11 protein-coding genes are annotated in these 18,544 nt (G+C 36.7%); 3 read left to right on the top strand and 8 right to left on the bottom strand.

The features are described from left to right. Nucleotides 1-881: 881 nt before the first annotated feature. The 8 genes from DRF57_RS20230 to DRF57_RS20195 form a co-directional block, all read right to left on the bottom strand. A complete protein-coding gene (locus tag DRF57_RS20230; protein ID WP_307724841.1) occupies nt 882-1,292 on the bottom strand; it encodes a VanZ family protein in 411 nt (136 codons plus the stop codon). Continuing rightward, entirely contained in the window at nt 1,234-1,611 is a 378-nt protein-coding gene (gcvH, locus tag DRF57_RS20225; RefSeq protein WP_115920528.1) for a glycine cleavage system protein GcvH, read from the bottom strand. The genes DRF57_RS20230 and gcvH overlap by 59 nt, the downstream gene beginning before the upstream one ends. Nucleotides 1,612-1,954: 343 nt before the next feature. After that, a complete protein-coding gene (gene sov, locus DRF57_RS20220; protein ID WP_115920526.1) occupies nt 1,955-8,998 on the bottom strand; it encodes a T9SS outer membrane translocon Sov/SprA in 7,044 nt (2,347 codons plus the stop codon). Nucleotides 8,999-9,055: 57 nt separating this feature from the next. After that, complete coding sequence (gene ruvA, locus DRF57_RS20215) at nt 9,056-9,640, bottom strand: Holliday junction branch migration protein RuvA (protein WP_047496615.1); 585 nt, start codon at nt 9,638-9,640, stop codon at nt 9,056-9,058. 198 nt (nt 9,641-9,838) lie between these two features. Further along, a complete protein-coding gene (locus tag DRF57_RS20210) occupies nt 9,839-11,137 on the bottom strand; it encodes a carbohydrate porin (RefSeq protein ID WP_115920524.1) in 1,299 nt (432 codons plus the stop codon). Between the two features lie 563 nt (nt 11,138-11,700). Further along, complete coding sequence (locus DRF57_RS20205) at nt 11,701-13,989, bottom strand: NADP-dependent malic enzyme (RefSeq protein WP_115920522.1); 2,289 nt, start codon at nt 13,987-13,989, stop codon at nt 11,701-11,703. Nucleotides 13,990-14,004: 15 nt separating this feature from the next. Then, on the bottom strand, nt 14,005-14,856 hold the full coding sequence (locus DRF57_RS20200) for an ATPase (RefSeq protein ID WP_047496627.1): 852 nt from the start codon (nt 14,854-14,856) through the stop codon (nt 14,005-14,007). Between the two features lie 84 nt (nt 14,857-14,940). After that, a complete protein-coding gene (locus DRF57_RS20195) occupies nt 14,941-15,204 on the bottom strand; it encodes a hypothetical protein (RefSeq protein ID WP_047496631.1) in 264 nt (87 codons plus the stop codon). A gap of 335 nt (nt 15,205-15,539) precedes the next feature. On the opposite strand from DRF57_RS20195, the gene DRF57_RS20190 reads away from it, so the two are divergent. From DRF57_RS20190 to DRF57_RS20180, 3 genes are read left to right on the top strand one after another with little or no spacing between them, the layout of a single operon-like run. Next, nucleotides 15,540-15,998, top strand: coding sequence for a GtrA family protein (locus DRF57_RS20190; RefSeq protein ID WP_115920520.1), 459 nt, complete (start codon nt 15,540-15,542; stop codon nt 15,996-15,998). Between the two features lie 3 nt (nt 15,999-16,001). Then, nucleotides 16,002-16,730 carry a lysophospholipid acyltransferase family protein gene (locus DRF57_RS20185; protein WP_047496635.1) on the top strand — a complete coding sequence of 243 codons (729 nt, stop codon included), beginning with the start codon at nt 16,002-16,004 and terminating at the stop codon, nt 16,728-16,730. 40 nt (nt 16,731-16,770) lie between these two features. Continuing rightward, nucleotides 16,771-18,540, top strand: a complete 1,770-nt coding sequence (locus tag DRF57_RS20180; protein WP_047496637.1) for an MFS transporter — start codon at nt 16,771-16,773, stop codon at nt 18,538-18,540. The last annotated feature ends 4 nt before the right edge of the window (nt 18,541-18,544 follow it).

Raw genomic sequence — 18,544 nt, 5'->3', positions numbered from 1 at the left:
TCTAAACCCTCAATCCATCTACTCCTGCGCTCCCATATTGGGACTGCAAAGATACAAATCTTTTTCACTTTCGCAACTTTTATTTTTAAAAAGTTTTGATCACGTTTTTTAGAATTATTATCTTATAAAGTATATCGTTTCTGCTTAGCTAAAAGCTCTTCTGCGCTTACTGAATATCTTTCGTTTTTCAGTGGGGCAAAGGTAAGCCAACTTACCTATACCAAACAAGTTTATTTAACTTTAAATTTACAATTATGTAATATTTAAATCTAACATACTGGTAGGCAAGGGAGAAAATTTTAAACAAATGTTTGAAGCAACGCATTGGAGCGTGGGAGGGAGCTGAGATGAGGAGTGATGAGTGATGAGTGATGAGTGATGGAAGTTATACATATATATAGTAGGGGTATTCTTTTATAGGATAGAGTATCTCAATTATGGTTGGGCTAAAGCCAGGGCAGAGGTTGATTTTATTTGAGCGGGCTAAAGCACACTCCTATTGAATATGCATTTCCAAAAAGAATTGATTGGCAGCTGGCTATTGGCTGCTAGCGACTGATGGCTGGCTATATTGACTATTGACTACCAGTTATTCATCAGCCTATATTTATAATCTATATCTACTCCCCTAGCCCCGATAGAAACGGATACCCCACAGCACAGGCTGGAAAGCATAAGGATTACAGCACTGGAAAGCCTTGGCGCGAGGAGTATGAGTGGATAGCGGGAAAAAGCTACTGGTGTTAGAGAGTCTGAGGGTTGGAGAGTCTGAAAGTTGGTGGACCCTAGAGGTTGGGAGTTGAGGGGGTGAGAATGTAAATGTCCCAATGTTTTGGAAAATTTGAAATACGGAGTTTTCCTGTTTCAAATTATAGGGTATATCAGAAAAAGCGTTTGATCAATATTTTATAGGTATAGTAACCTATAAGACATCCGATAGTGTCTGCTACGATATCGAGTGTTTCCATAGATCTGCCCAATCCCATTTCTTCCTGCAAAATTTCAGTAAGAAAAGCATAGATAAGGATGATCTGAAAAAAGTAAGAGAATTTTATTCTGGGGAATGTAGCAATGAAAGAGAATCCCAGTGCTGCAAATATACACAGGTGCAAAACTTTGTCTATACCACTGAACATGAACCAATATTCCTGGTTCTCCACCCCGGGCTTGAGAAGCATGTAAGTAAGAAATGCCCAATAAATGGGCAATATCTTACTAAATATTTTTGAAATCTTATCCAATGATAGCCTGGTAATCTTCAGCTGAAAGTAATTCAGACTGATCTGCTCCATCAGCAAGTTCTAATTTGATAATCCATCCGTTTCCATAAGGGTCTGTATTCAACAACTCAGGCTGGGCTTCTAATTCTGAATTAAATTCAATAACCTTTCCTGCAATAGGTAAGAATAAATCTGAAACAGTTTTTACCGCTTCTACACTTCCAAAAACATCTCCTCCATTAAGGTCATCATCTACAGTATCTACATCTACATATACGATGTCCCCAAGTTCTCCCTGAGCAAAGTCTGTAATACCAATTGTAGCAACATTACCTTCAATCTTGATCCATTCGTGATCTTTAGTGTACTTTAATTCTGATGGTGTGTTCATTTTTAAATTTTTATTTTTACAAATGTATTCAAAATTCTAAAAGGTTCAAAGCTTTAATAAGCATCTTACAGAAATTTTGAGTGGAAATAAAAAAATCGCTGCCGAAGCAGCGATTCTGGTTAATATTATTTTTTGACAACCTTGTTCGGATAGGTCTTTCCATTTATATCAATCAGGATTACGCTATAGATTCCTGCAAGATATCGTGAGAGATTAACCTCAACAAAATTCATATACAATATACATTTAGCTATAGTGACCTTTTCCAACCTCATCATAGTATATAAAAATCCCTTTCTGTTATAGAAAGGGATTTTAGTTTATTTATTGTTATTATATCTTCTTAGAAGCCACCACCAGCATCACCGAATGTAAACGTTGCAGAAATACCTGCTCTAACCGTTGACAATGGGAATGCGGTTGATATCTTATACTTGGAAGTCATCTGTTCGTAGAACACTCTTAAATTCAGATTCTCAGAAACATTATAGTCTGCCGAAAGTTTGATATTTAAAAGCTTTTGTCCTCCTGTGATCTGAGAGTCATTCAACAAGATATTCATAATAGAGGTTTTACTGTCTCTCAATGAAATATCTCCTCTGATATTAAGATCACTTCCTTTTCCTCTTGAACCTCTTACATTCGCCATTCCCAACCTGAAGTTGCGGACAATATATCCCAGTCTTACCACATATTCTGAGTTGGAATCTTCAGTAAGGGTATGATTCACTAATCCCAGTACCATCATTCTATTTCTGTTATACTGTAATCCGAACTGCATATTATTTCTCATGGTTACATCTACTCCGATAAGCGGTGCAAATGATTCTACATAGCCAACCTGAGCAAAAGTAAATGGATTGATGTAATCTTTATTCACATCAAATGCAGAATTTGGATCATTAACTTTAGTAATTAAACTATTGAAATAGTCAATACTGGACTGAATTCCGGTTGCCGTATAGGTTGCCGTATATCCATGCAGAATATCAAATTTTGTAAACTGCCCATTAATCATTGGTACATTTCTTAGTCCTGAATAGGTAATTCGCCAGTTTGGTAACGGGAATCCTGCTTTTTTGGGATCACCCATTGTCTTCACCGCTTTACCTTCAACGGCCGCTCTAAATGCCGGAATTAATACATAAGCATTGGATATGCTGTAATGCTCTGCAAATCCGTCATTCCCGATAACTGCATTCGGACCTCCTAAACGGGTTGAAAGTATTCTTGCATTTTCTCTGATTGTCTGATAAACAGCCTGCCCATCTTTAAATGAAGTACTAAGAAGTACTGTAGAATTGGAATAGGTTATTAAATCAGTAGCAAACGTAAAGTCTGGATTGGCAACACCTCCACTTGTATAATTAAATCCTGTATGTGAAAAATTTCTGTTATAATTATGCAATACATTAAGATCTATTCTAAAATCGTTCATTGGAACAACTTGGAGATTTGCCCTCAGTTCTTTGGTCGACATCCTTACATATGGATCTGTCATGTATGGGGAATTACTTACCCAGCCATTCTCCATCACGGTTCTTCTGATATCAGCCTGTGATCCAAACAGGAATCCTAATGTAGGACCTCCTAATGTCTGTCCGGAGCCATACCAGTTCGGGGCAGACAATAATCCCGGAAGTACAGTACCGTTAGTTTCATTATAATTCACGTCCAACTGTTTGAAAGAGGTCAGGAAGAACGCTGCACTTTCAAGCACTGTCAGTTTATTTTTAAACTTATAATTTTTATATCTGTACCTGTTCTTTGCCCATTGCTGTGTATACACATTATTCAAGGAATCAATTTCCTGTTTACGTTTTTGCAGTTTGGTAGAAATATTTTTAAAATATTTAAACTGACCGAAGAACTTTGGAATATCTGCAGTAGCAGTTGCCTGGATCACATTGGTATTCTGTCCTACAGATCCCAACGAACCTTCCGGACTTGCAAGCAATGCTGTAGATCTTGCATTCCAGTTATAGGTAAACCCATATCCTACTTCAGCATTAATGAAATCTAAATAAGGAAGGTACTGGAATGGCAGTTTATAGTTCAGCTGAACCCTGTGGTTATACAATACCGGTCTTCCTGCTCTGAATATATTTCCAAAAATGGCTTTATTGTCCATGGTGTTCACATCTACATTATCATTCAAAGTTCTGGTTGCAGAATTGATTTCCAGTTTTAATGATTTTGTAAAGTTGAATCCTAATCCATACTGCCAGCCGAAATAGAAGTTTCTGTTTCTTAATGCTCCTAGATCACCGCTGGTATCTCCTCCTAAAATAGCCTCTACATTTCTGAACTCAAGTTCATTATAATTCCTGTCGATTTCCGTTCTGAACGATAGTCTTGTAGGAACCGGGTTAAAGTTGAATTCCTTCACCCATCTCAGATACTTGGTAGATTTTGCCGTATCACTGATCATCTTATTGAACGGTTTAATCACCCATGGCTTAAAGGTATAATTGTAATCAACATATCCTCTCAGGTATTGTCTGTAGTTTTTCTTGGTGTAGATATCTCTGAAATAATCATCGTTATAAACAGCGGTTACTGAAACGTTTTCTATATCATAGAATTTAGGCTTTTTATTTTGATTCACCCTTTCTTTACGCATATTGACTACTCCAATACTTCTCTGCTGAGTATACGTTCTTGCTACCTTTTTCAGCTGCTCTTTATTAGGAGCCTTGCTAAACTCAACATCCGTATCCAAAGGATTATATTTCGGATCTTCGATAGTTTGTGAATAAGAGTAATTCAAAGGTATTTTCATACCTGTTTTCTCCGGTAATAATTTATCAACATTAATAGCGGTATTAATACTGAATGCTGATTGGGTAGACTGATTTCTTTCTGCCGGTTTTGAATCTATATTTCCAAATCCAACTGAGGTATAAGAAGCATTTGCATTCACTGTTGCAAAATCTCCCATATTGAAATTTAAGCTTGCATTCCCAGCATATCCTCCATCATTTTCAATTTCAGAAAGACGGATTTCGTTAACCCAAAGTACTCTATTTATAGCTTCTGCATCTGTTTCTCCTCTTGCAATACCATTTCTTACCCCAATCATAATAGTAGTGATATTTCCTAAACTTGGACGACCTTTGATATAGATCCTTTTAGAACTGTCACCTCCACCAAAAACATCATCTAAAATTCTTTCTGAAATTTTATCTGACTTATTTTTATCTCTTCTGATTTTTGCATCTACAAAGCTTTGAATTTCCAAATCTACTTCATTCTCCATTGGCCAGATTTCCATTGGTGTTGTTTCTGTAGTTCTTGTAAGTTTCAAAGCAGCTTCATATTCGTAATAGTTATCTGTAGCATCACTTCCAAAACGGATGAAAAACTTAGTTTTAGGATCTATCCTTCCTAAATATTTATCTCTATTCGCTGGATCATGAGCATGTGTAAAAAGTCTCAGTCTCTTATACCTTCTCATATCCAAAGTCGTATTTTTAAACACTCCTCTAGCTTCACTACTTTCCAATTGGTCTGCCTTCATATACAAAGAAGCTTCATTCTGTCTTTGCGCTCCTGCATTTCCACTCAACACCTGTCTGTCAATCCCCGGAGGCAACACATATGGAGGTTGGTTAAAGGCATTCTCTTCAATGTTAACACTCCCAACTTCTAAGTTGGATGTATTAACCTCCATACTTCCTTCATCCTTTGAAGGATTAGCACCCTGTGACTGATAAACAGCAATGTTTCTAGGGTATTTTCTCCAGTCTGATCTTACAAGATCCATTGTCCCAAATCTTAATGTAGAAGTTTGCTCAAATCCTGTTAACATTAATCTGGCAAATCTTACATTATTTAAAACGGAGGTTTCATGTGCTCCTTCACTAGGATCAAATTTAGACACTGGAATTCTGAAAAGGTACCATTTTACATCCGAAGACTGTCCGTTCTGGAAGTTGGCTTTTACCGTCTTTACATCAACGATATTGTTATCTCCCAATGTAAGACTTGGCTTATCCAGTTTTACAACATATTGGTTATAGTTTTCAGTTTGATCAAGGTTATAATCTCTGTTGATATCTTCAGCATCCGGTGTTTGTGAAGCTACATTTAAAGAGTTTGCTTCAGAGTTTCCGTCCGGGTTTCTGAAATATTTATATCGCTGAACCAGTGAAGCGGCTTGGCTTCCTGTAAACCGGTCAGACATAAAGAACACGAAGTCATCCAATGCAGGGTCAGATGCATTAGTTACCGGGTTCACAAATGTATTTCCAAATTTCATGGACTCCTGATCGGAACTTAATCCATCATATCCTACATCCTGTGCTTTTCTGTTTTCTCCTTCGGTAGAGAATGCATACAGAATAGGTGGCTGCTTTGGCTGTGTTCCCCAGTTTGAGTTGGTCGTTGTAGATGGAGTTGCCGGAGTCGGAAGTCCATTTTCATACTGCATTTTTCCATCTTTCAGTACATCTTCAGAAACATTTCCTAAATGCAGTAAAAGCTTGGGATTCGCTCCCAGTTGGTTACCATCTGCATAAGGATCCATCATCCAAAACTCAACATACTCAATATTTGAGTTTACAAAGTTAGAAACACTGATCGGTCTCATGATACCGGCCCATCTGTTTTGTGCCAGTTCAGTGGCCTGATTTACGTTATAAGGACCTCTTTCCTGAGGATAGTATGAGATATCAAAAGTATTTGTAAAGGTTTGTTCTCCTGCTACAAAATCCCTGTTATTATAGATCTCGGATAATTGAACTCTTCTTGAAGCGTGATTGGATACAGACTGTGGGGTAATCCCTGCAGGTGTTCTTCCCCCTACTCCCCAGAATCTCGGATCAATATTATACCAGGATAACAGACCTCTTCCGTAGCCGCTGGTCAGATCATCATTAAGAGGAGGATTGTTGAACGGAGCCACTGTATTTTTCTCTGGCCTTGAGGCTAAGCTCCATGCAGCAGGTTCTTTTAGGGATATTTTAGAAGTCGTTTGTTCAAAATCATCAATATAGGATTGATCATTGGTTCCTTTATTTAATCCCGGAAGTAAATAAGCTCCCTCCATCCTAAAGTTTACGTTGGACGGTGCCTCTGTTTTCACCAATGGCAGTTTATCTGTAAGCCTTGTCAGGAATGGCACCTGATTGTTGTACATCAAGTTGATCCCCGCCATTGTATTATTAACAGCCTCCTGTCCGTAGTTTACTTTCTGAGTAAGTGGTGATTCTGAATAATTGACAACTGTGGCTCCTAAAATAAAGTTTTCATTAAACCTTCTTTCTAAATTTAATCCTAAGAATCTTTTTCTTTGGGTATTAAATGTCAATTGGTTTTCTAATGAAATATTAATGGCCTGCCCAGACTGCTTCACATTTTCATTAATGATCGTCACAGTTCCCAGCATATAGTCTACGGTATAGTCTACTCCTTCATTCAACTGTACTCCATTGGCAGAAACTTTTACAGATCCTTGCGGAACATTGACAGCTCCTAAAGAAATACCCTGTCCCTGTGTTCCTTTGTAACGTCCTTCCATTGTATATCTCAATGCTAAGTTACTGGAAAGGGCATCCTGTTTCTGTTTATCATAAAGATCATGAAAAACATATTGAGGATCATTACTTCCGATCTTAGCTTGCATATAATCTCCAAACGGCTGTACTTTAGTAAAGATAATTCTTCCTGTTTCCGGTCGGATTGTAAGGCCATTTACAAAGTCAAAAATACCATCACCTTTAGAACCGTCCTGATTATTCTGGACATCTCCGTTCATATTCAAACGGTCCCAGTTCATTAATTTCAGTAAGTTCTGATCCTGTACCTGGGTACCTGGAAGATAGTTTACTTTACCTCCCGTTTTCTGATCTCTGTAATATAAATTCAGAATAAATCCGTCCTGTGCAACCTGCCCTGCATCTAAAGAATAAATATTCTTCATCATCAGCTTCCACATTGGTGATTGGGTATTTACCTTATTGTTTGGTCTTAAAACCTTGGTAATCAAAACGGGGCTTTCTTCTGAAAATTCCCCTACTTTATATACTTTATTACTTCCCCCTACCGTATAGGAATAAGAAACCGCTAAAAGCTGGTTCTCGTTAAGTTTCTGGTTTAAGGAAACGTATCCTAATTGCGGTTGTAATGTATATTCATTCGTATTAAGCCTTCTCGCTTTTGTATTGAAAATAAATTCTTCACCATTGTCATAGGGTGCTGCACTTCCCGGGAAAACCTGCCCCTGAAAAATAGCACCATAATTTTTACCAGGTTCTCTGGTCCCTGCCGTAGTACTCACAGCATTATATAACCCATTCAGAGAGTTGTCCGGTAGGATTGCTCCACCAGCACCTTCTCCCAGGTCTCTGATCCCGATAATACTCTTTTGATAAGCCAGATTGCTATTTCCCTGATCCAATACCCAAACTTCCATTCTGGTAATATTGATCGTTGAATTAATCTGTGGGTAATTGGCTAATGCATCATCATACTTACCCAGGAAATAATGTCCTAAAAAGTAGTGTTGGTTATCTTCATAGTCGATGGCATTGACTTTAAAGTTATTCATTACTCCACCGCCCTGTACTACAATATTTCTGGCTTCACCTTGTTGCTGGGAAAGGACAACTGTTCCAAAGGTTTTACCCAGCTGAAATTCAGCCTTCACCCCAAATAAAGATTGTGACCCACGGATCAAACTTGTTGAAAGCGGCATATTTACGTTACCAAATTCAACCCTTTTGATGATTTTATCTTCGCCACCTGCATTAGGTTTATCCACATTTCCAAGGCCTTTGCTCTGAAGATCCTTCCAGTTTCCTTTAGCCTGCCATACAAGGTTCATCCTGTTTTCAAAAGCAAAACCACTTTGGGTATCATAATTGGCTTTTAACTGAAGGTTCTCTCCTACTTTACCCAATAATCCCAGCTGAATTCTCTGATTGATATCAAAAGTAAAACTGGTCCTGTTTTGAGGCAGAATCATCGGGTTATCTATTTTTTGGTAAAGGCCGGCAAAATCAAGGGAGGCGTATCCTGTAGGAATGATTTCAATCTTATTTCCTCCGAAAATAGTTTCAAAGAGTCTGTTATTGATCTGCACTGAAGGGATAAGCCCTTTCTTACGCGCGTCTGTTTTATCTTTTCTGAAAAGGAGATTGTATTTTTCAGATTTCTCCTTATAATATGCTCTGGTCTGAGTGGCCAGCATATATTCTTTATATTCTTCAGGAGACATAGCTGTGGGAGGTCCTGTAATGGTATTCCCAACTTTAGGATACACATAGTACATCCCGGTTTTTATGTCGTAATAGGCTTCATACCTTGTAGGGTCGGCCACTTCATATTCTTTTCTTATGATTGCTGTATCCTTCTTCTGCTGTTGTGCAAAGGCACTGACAGACATACAAAGAAACGACAGGAACAAAAATATGTTAAGATGCTTATTATTCGCCACCAAATGTTAAATGTTTTTTAAAATTTGTTTTACCAATTCTTCAACCGAGATGCTTGGATCTTGTTTTAATATTTTATCAGCAATCTTCTCGCTCATCCGCTTAGGAATCCCTAAAACTTCTAATGCAGATAACGCTTCTTCCTTAATTTTATTATCTACCCATGCAGAAATATTCTCTGCAGGATCACTGAATTTCTGGACTTTATCTTTAAGATCAACAATAATTCTTTCAGCCGTTTTTGCTCCGATACCTTTTGCTTTTTGGATCAAAGCACTGTTCTTTGAAAGTACTGCAGAAGCAATCTCATCAAGGCTCAATGTTGATAGCAGAATAAGGGCTGAAATAGCTCCTACTCCATTAACGCTTATTAACAGATTAAACATTTCTTTTTCTGAACGAGTGTTAAATCCAAAGAGGAGATGAGCATCTTCACGGATGATCTGCTGAATAAATAAGAAGGTCTGCTGATTCAAAACCAGCGTCTGTGAGGTCATTAAACTGATACCTACATAGTAACCAACTCCTTGTACATTAATTACTGCGTAGGTAGGCGTAAGTTCCTGAACGGTGCCTTGTAAAGAAAATATCATTATTAATTTTTAAAACTCCCAAATATAGCAATTTAAACTAATTAATATTTTCATTTCACGTACGAATGATTTTTAACTTAAATTTTGAAGTGGAATTCAATCATTTGTAAGAAAAACAAAAGATTTGAAAAAACGAAAACTTCACCTTAGCCTCTCCCATGATTTCCAGGCAGTCCTATCATGTTCAGCCCTCGTTATTTACCACCAAATCTCTAGTTGAAGTCCATAGGATATTCCATGATTTTTATTCAGAAGCCGGGTATTGAAGTCTGACACCCCTGTTATCCCCATGAAGCTATCAGACCAATGGGCATAGGTAATAAACGGTCTTACTACCGGTCTTGAATAATATCCGTAATCCCAGGAAATCTGAGGGGAAAATGTTACTTTCTGTAAACTTCCTTCTATTGCAGACCTGTTATCTTTCATATAATCATTTCCGGCTTCCACTGCCAGATTAAAATGTTTGTTAATATAATACAGATATCGAAAGCCTATGCTCACCCAGTTTTTTGCTACTTTATTATCGAGTACCACTCCATTTTCATTGGTATTGCCAATCCCAAAATCCTTGTATTGATAAGTAAGTGATGCCTGCACTGCATGTCTCCGTTTATCATCATAAACAAAATTATTAATGATATCCAATGAGTTGGCATGATCAAGATTATACATTCTTTTTCCGCCTGTAAAATCTGATACCGTTTTTCCTGTATAAAAATTATCTGTAATTGAACTTCCTTTTCTGAATATTATGGTAGAAGTATGGGTAATATTCTTTTTGGAATACGTCCACCATCCTCCAACTGCGTATCCAAAAGATTTTGGAGTATCCTCTATTTCATTTTCGGTTTTAATGCTATACTGGCCAAGGAGGTTAATTTTCGAGTGTTCTGAAACGGGAATATCCAAATACCTAAGATCAGTTACATAAGAATGAGAATCATTATTTCCATATTTAAATCTTATGAATGCAGCATTTAAGTTCCCGGAATTTTTAATCTTATAATTCTCAATCCCAATACCTACCTGTGAATTTTGCGCAGAATTAAGCCAAAAATAATCCAATAATTCACTATTCCTACGATCGTAATATCGTTTTCCTATCCAAATATTGGCATTTCTGACTACATTATTTATCTTTCCGTATAACTGGGCGGTCTGAGGAAACTGTTTATAATCATCACCTCCATAAGGAATAAATTTCGCCATCATATAGGTTACTTCATACATATTTACAGAATCTTTATTTTTATACCGGTAATTAAACTGGAGTTCTCCATAATGATTGGCTTCATTACCCATTCTGAATTTATGTATATTTTCCGGAGTTGTAAAATTGACCATTTGATTTCCGTCAGTGCCTCCTATTCCTGTTCTTATGTACCCATTGATGGATAACTCATGAGGGTTGAAATTAAATTTTTGTGAATAGCACAGGGATCCGACCATCAGAAGCAGAGGTAACCCCAACGTTGTGAATGTCTTTTTTTTCATAGTGTTTCTTTACTAAAAAGAATCAACTAAAAACCATACAGATCTTTCAACAGCATAAGGCTAACTGTTGTCTTGTTTCATAAAAAAACAAAGAATTTTACCGGAAAGGATATATCTAAATATCGGGATATTCCAAAACCAATCTTTGATTCGGCAGTAATATTCTACCTTTCATGTATAATTCCGGAATCAAAAAGGGGATCTTTTTTCATGCATCTGTATTTGCTTTTAATCTCTCTTGTGTTTTTAATACCTCCTAAGATATTAAATAAACCCAACACTCCCCAAAAAACCAATGACAACTCATTAGAAAACTAATATCAATGAATATTTTGAACTATTTATCACAAAAACCAATACATAAATTAAGCTAACCACAAAAAACAGCAAAAAGACAAACTTACTTATCTGCGTAAATAATAAAAATCCATGCTCCTTAAATAGCAGAAATTACTCATCTTGCACGCAGAAGCCAAACTTTATATTTCTTTTCATAAAAAAACCAGACGAATATTCGTCTGGTTCTATACCGGTTTTTATAAAAACCTTAAATATCTTAATTATTACGCCTTCTTCTCTCTTCTCTGTGCATCAAGAACAGCAATGGTAGCAAGGTTCACAATCTCATCAACGCTTGAACGCATCTGAAGTACATGTACCGGTTGCTTTAATCCCATTAAGATAGGTCCTATTACCTGCGCTACCTTCATACCTCTTAGAATTTTATATGATAAGTTGGCACTTTCAAGATTCGGGAAGATGAATGTGTTGGCAGGTGTTGTTCCTAATTTGGAGAAAGGATAATCACTTAAATGATCTGCATTCATCGCAAAATCCGGCTGAATTTCACCATCTACAATCATCTTAGGATATTTCTCATGAAGGATACTCACAGCCTTAGCTACTTTCTTTGAAGTATCAGAAATTGCTGCGAAATTTTCGAATCCAAGCATCGCAATTCTAGGTTCGATAGCAAAAGATTTCACGGTAAATTCTGCCATTTTAGCAATATTCACAAGATCTTCTGCTGTAGGATTCTGGTTGATAGAAGTATCTGCAAAGAAAATAGGTTTCTTTTCAGAAAGAATCATCATCATTGCTGACACTTTATCTACTCCTTTATCTTTTTCAATAACTTCCAAAATAGGACGCAATACTGAAGTATAGTTTTTAGAGAATCCTACAATCAGACCATCGGTATCTCCATGCTTTAGCATTAGAGGTCCAAAATAGTCTCTCTGACGAACGTATCTTTTCGCTTTGTACTCATTCATCCCTTTTCTCTGACGAAGTTTCCAAAGTGTTTCTCTGTATTTCTTTCTGTTTTCTTTCTGATCATCATCACTTGGGTCAATGATTGGAATATCCAGGTTGATTCCAAAACGTTCCATTTGCTCCTTGATGTACTTTTTGTCTCCCAGAAGGCTTGGGTAAGCAATTCCTTCTTCATAAAGAATTTGGGCTGCTTTCAGTACATTGTACTCTTCTGCATTTCCTAGAGTGATTCTTTTCGGATTAGATTTTGCACGGCTCTGCATCATTCTTACCAATCTCTCATCTCTTCCCATTCTGTCTAAAAGCTGGTGCTCATACTCTTCAAAATCAGTAATTGTTTTTCTTGAAACTCCACTTTCAATCGCAGCTTTTGCCACAGCGCTTGATACTTTTGTGATCAGTCTGTTATCAAAAGGTTTTGGAATAAAATAGTCTCTTCCGAACTGCAGACTCTGAACGTTATACGCCAGAATAACAGCCTCAGGTACCGGCTCTTTCGCCAAATCAGCAATAGCGTGTACCGCTGCCAGTTTCATTTCTTCATTAATTCCTGTAGCCTGAACATCTAATGCTCCACGGAAAATATAAGGGAATCCCAGTACATTATTAACCTGGTTAGGATAGTCACTTCTTCCTGTAGCAAGAATAACATCTTTACGGGTCTCAATCGCAAGATCATAAGCAATCTCCGGATCCGGATTAGCCAATGCAAATACAATTGGATTTTCTCCCATACTCAATAACATTTCAGGGGTCATCACGTTTCCTTTAGACAAACCAACAAAAACATCAGATCCTTTTACCGCATCTTCCAATGTTTCGATATCTGTCTGAGCAATAAAGTCTAGCTTTTCAGGAGTAAGATTTTCTCTTTTATGGTTGATAACTCCCTTACTGTCACACATCAGAACATTTTCTTTTTTCAGTCCTAATGAAATATAAAGCTTGGTACAGGCAATAGCAGCTGCTCCAGCTCCATTCACCACCATTTTCACTTCATCAATCTTTTTATTGGCAATCTGCAAAGAGTTAATTAATGCAGCAGCAGAAATAATAGCTGTTCCGTGTTGGTCATCATGCATCAAAGGAATATTCAATTCCTCTTTCAGCTTTTGCTCTATATAAAATGCTTCCGGAGCTTTAATATCTTCAAGGTTGATCCCTCCAAAAGTAGGAGCAATACCCTTTACAATTTCAATAAATTTATCCGGGTCTTTCTCATTGATCTCAATATCAAAAACATTGATATCAGCAAAGATCTTAAACAAAAGACCTTTTCCCTCCATTACCGGTTTTGAAGCTTCTGCCCCAATATCTCCCAATCCAAGTACAGCAGTACCATTAGAAATTACAGCCACCAGGTTTCCTTTTCCTGTATAATCATAAACCGTTTCAGGTTTTTCGAAGATTTCCATACAAGGAACTGCTACTCCGGGAGAATATGCCAATGACAAATCTCTTTGAGAAGAGTGCGGTTTTGACGGGATCACTTCAATTTTCCCTTTAGGTTCTGCTTTATGATAGTCTAACGCGGCCTGACTAAAGTTCTTTTCGTCGCGATTATTGTTACTTGACATAGGTTTTATTTTTTGTTAGAGTATATATTTAATGTGGTAATCTACTAAGCTTTCAATTGGTTTCTGAACAACATGTCCCACATTTAAATTAAGTTCTGTAGCAACAGAACGTAGAATATTTTCGTAATAATAAGCAATGGAGCCAATAAAATTAATCTCAGCTTCATTCACTTCGTGATAAGGAAGAACCTGGTATTCGAAGAAATTTTTCATTTCTTCAAAAACCATATCCCTTAGATAAGGATGATCTTTTCTATCCACAACAAATTTATTGAAATGAGCCAAATAAGCATTTGGCCTTGGAGCATGATACATATTTTTCAATGCATCTTCTATGGTCAGCTGATAATCTGATTCAAATTCACGGTGAAGGTCTGCGGGCAGCTTTTTCATAAAATACCTGCGCACCAACTGTTTTCCAATAGCGCTTCCACTCCCCTCGTCCCCTATAAGGAAACCAAGAGACGGCAATTCAATTTTAAGATTTTCACCATCAAAAAAACAAGAATTTGACCCTGTCCCCAGAATGCATACAATTGCCGGTTTTCCACTATATGCAGCATATGCAGCTGCCATCAGATCTTCCCTGACAATAATTTCTGCTTTTCCAAAGACTTTCTTGAGTTCGTTTTCAATGGTTTCACAGTTTTTCTGTACTCCACATCCGGAACCATAGAAAAAGATTCTGGTAATTGAATTTCTGACCGATATTAGATTGCTGTTTTTCTCTATTTCAGGAGCGATAAGTTCTTTGTTGATAAAATTCGGATTAAAGCCGATGGTTTCTGTTTTCAGAAAGACTTTTTTAAAGTCATCAAGTATTACCCAATCCGATTTGGTAGAACCACTATCTACAATAGCAACCATATTTTAGATTTTAATTTAAGGATGCTAAATTATGAATTTATCTTCAATTAGCGTTTAAAACAAGCTGGAAGCTGTCTAAAATCACTAATGTTTTATATCAGTTTTTTTTTCATTGAATTGCAGAAGCCAGTCTTCGATCTCATCTTCCAGATAAGATGTCTGTAAAACCATTGCATTGATAAAATCATCGGGAACAGGCTCACCACTGGAATTCTCAAGATTCCAAAGCTCATTAGACATATTTTCATACTCGGAATACACTCTTTTGAAGCGGGAATTTTCTCTCTCAAGAGCCTCAATATTTTTCTGTTGAAGCTGGAATTTTCTGTATTTGTTTTGACGTTTCATACAAATATTATTAAAATTTGGGTCATTAAATATGGGAGTAGTATGCTTTCAACCACGCATTACAAGATAGAAAAAACCATCAACACAAGAAGTTGAAAATGAATTTATTATCAGGTTATTTTTACACTGTTTTGAATAATAAATTTAGAAATAAATTTTATTAAAAAAAATATTTTAACATCTTTTTTCAGTGTTTAACATATAGTTATAAATTTGCACTTCATATTGTGAAACATTAAGATGATCAGCGGAAAAATCTTTCCCTGATAAGCAATATTATAGTAAATTACAGACATAATATTCTAATAGCTAACACGATATATAAGTTTTTTTAAATGAAAGAAATACTCATACGTCAGAAACAGGTTTTGTTTTTCATCATAGCAGGAGGACTCAGTGCTATTATAGAAATTGGCAGCTTTAAGGTGTTCAGCACCTATCTTCCACAATTTCTTGCCAGAGAAACCAATTTCCATGGCATCCATTATCCCTTAAGTAATATTTTTTCTACCAGCTGTGGAATCATTACCAATTACTTTCTCAGCATCTGGTTTGTTTTTGAAAGAGGAAAACACTCCAAGAAAAAAGAGTTTGCTTATTTCATGGTAGTTTCCTTTATCTCCACTTTATTCAGCTTAGGTTTTTTCCAGATATTTTACAACTTTGTATTTAAAGATAATATCAATTTAATTTTTTATACCTTAAGCCCTGAAATGATCAGTAAGATTGCTGCTATTCTGCTGGTTTCTATTCTCAATTATTCTGTAAAAAAGAAAGTAATTTTTAATGGTTAAACTGTGACAAAAATTTTAAATTATCTCTGGAGATTCTGGCTGCTGTTACTTGCATTTATCTTAACAGTTACGATGGGAATCCCTGTTTATATTTTATCATTCAATAAAAAGCATTATAAATATGCTTATAAATTTATAAGGATCTGGTGTTTCGGAATGTTCTACGGAATGGGGTTCAGATATGACCTCATAAAACTTTCTGAACAGAAGAAAGATAAAAATCAACAGTATGTTTTCATCTCGAACCATACTTCTATTATGGATATCATGCTTACCTGCATTCTTTTCCCGGATCATCCGGTTTGTTTTGTAGGAAAAAAAGAGCTTGTAAAGATTCCTATTTTTGGTACCATCTATAAAAGAATATGCGTCATGGTGGATAGAACCAGTGCAAAAAGCAGAGCAGATGTATACAGGAGGTGTGCTGAGAAAATGCAAGAAGGAAACAGCATTGCTATTTTTCCTGAAGGCGGGGTTCCTGATGATACCAGTATTATCCTGGACGAATTTAAGGATGGAGCATTTATGTTGTCTTCAAAATACCATTCTCCCATTGCTGTATACACCTTTATAGGCCTTAAAGAAATGTTTCCTTTTGACAGTTCTCAGGGCTACCCTGGAAGAGTAAAGGTCTATTTCAATGGAATTATACAACCTACAAATTCTCCAAAAGATTCAAAATCAGAAGCTTATCAAGAAATTAAAAAAACCTTATTGGAGTATTCTATTTAAAAGAAATAGTTATATTTGTTTGCGAAATTTTCAATAAAATATGTCAAAAACCAATCAGCCGACTAATTACCCGGCGCTGTACACACTTGTACTTGTATTTTTTTTCTGGGGTTTTATTGCTGCCGGCAATAGTATTTTCATCCCTTTCTGTAAAAACTATTTTTCTCTTGACCAATTTCAGTCTCAGTTAATAGATTTTGCATTTTATACCGCTTATTTCCTGGGAGCATTGCTGCTCTTCATATTCAGTACTATAAAAGGTACTGATATAATTGGTAAATGGGGATATAAAAAGAGTATTGTTTATGGGCTTCTGCTCTCTGCCGTTGGTGCAGCCATCATGATCATTGCCGTTAAAAGCAATGTATACTACGGGATGCTTATAGGGCTTTTTGTGGTTGCATTAGGGTTTTCGATTCAGCAGACTGCTGCTAATCCTTTTGCCGTTCTGCTGGGAGATCCTAAAACCGGAGCAAGCAGACAGAACCTTGCGGGTGGGATCAATTCCTTTGGAACCTCTATAGGACCCATTATTGTAGGACTGGCACTGTTCGGAACGACAGCTACTGTAGATGATGACCAGATTAAACATTTGGCTCTCGATAAAGTTATTTTACTGTACACAGCAGTGGGAGCTCTTTTCTTAATAGCTGCCGGAATTTTCTATTTTTCAAAGAAACTTCCTGACGGAATCTCTACAGAACCTATGGAAAAAGCAGGAAAAGCCAGAAAAACATTGGTTGTAATGACTATACTGGTCATTCTTTTCTTCATTCCTGTGTTCAGCAGCTACAATTCTGAAGAAGCTAAAAACATTGAAATACTGGGTAATGAAATCACTGTATTGGATCAGACTGTAGCAAAAGAAACCGATGCTGCAAAAATCACAGTATTCAAAAAACAGATCAGCGATAAAAAAATAGAACTGGAAACCATCAAACACCCGCTAGAAAAGAAGAGAATGCTTTATCTTGGAGGGGCTTTACTTGCCGTTGTGGTTTCTCTTTTATTTGCTAACAGCAGTGCCAAGAAAAATGCTGAAGGCTGGGGTGCTATGAAGTATCCACAGCTTTTATTAGGAATGATTGCTATTCTGGCCTATGTGGGTGTAGAAGTTGCCATAGGAAGTAACCTTGGAGAACTTTTAAGCATGCCTGAGTTTGGCGGACACCAATCTTCTGATCTTGCTCCTTATATTTCTATGTACTGGGGAAGTTTAATGATCGGACGATGGACCGGTGCCATTGCTGTTTTCAACCTTAATAAACAACAACAGACTATTGCGACAATCATTGTTCCTTTTATTGCATTTTCAGTGATTATAGGAATCAATACGATTGCACAGAAAGATATGTCGCATTTATATTATTATGCAGTTTGCGTAGCCATTCAGGTAGTATTATTCCTGATCAGCAAAAACAAGCCTGCTGTGACCCTGATTATTTTCGGGTTATTCGGAACTGCAGCAATGATTACCGGGTTACTTACAACAGGTAATTTTGCGATCTATGCATTCCTTTCAGGAGGACTTGCCTGCAGTATTATGTGGCCTTCTATTTTCACCTTAGCCATTACCGGTTTAGGAAAATACACGGCTCAGGGTTCAGCATTCCTGGTCATGATGATTTTAGGTGGAGGTATTATTCCTCCATTACAGGGGAAGCTTGCTGATATTATCGGTATTCACAGCTCGTATATTATTCCAGTATTATGTTTTGTTTACATTACAATATTTGCTTATTTGGCTAAAAAATCTTTATTTAGACAAGGAATTAATGTTGACGTTTTAGAATCCGAAGGTGGTCATTAAAAAT

The sequence above is a fragment of the Chryseobacterium rhizosphaerae genome (assembly GCF_003385455.1).
GTDB lineage: Bacteria > Bacteroidota > Bacteroidia > Flavobacteriales > Weeksellaceae > Chryseobacterium > Chryseobacterium rhizosphaerae.
This window is presented reverse-complemented; position numbering and strand designations above follow the sequence as displayed.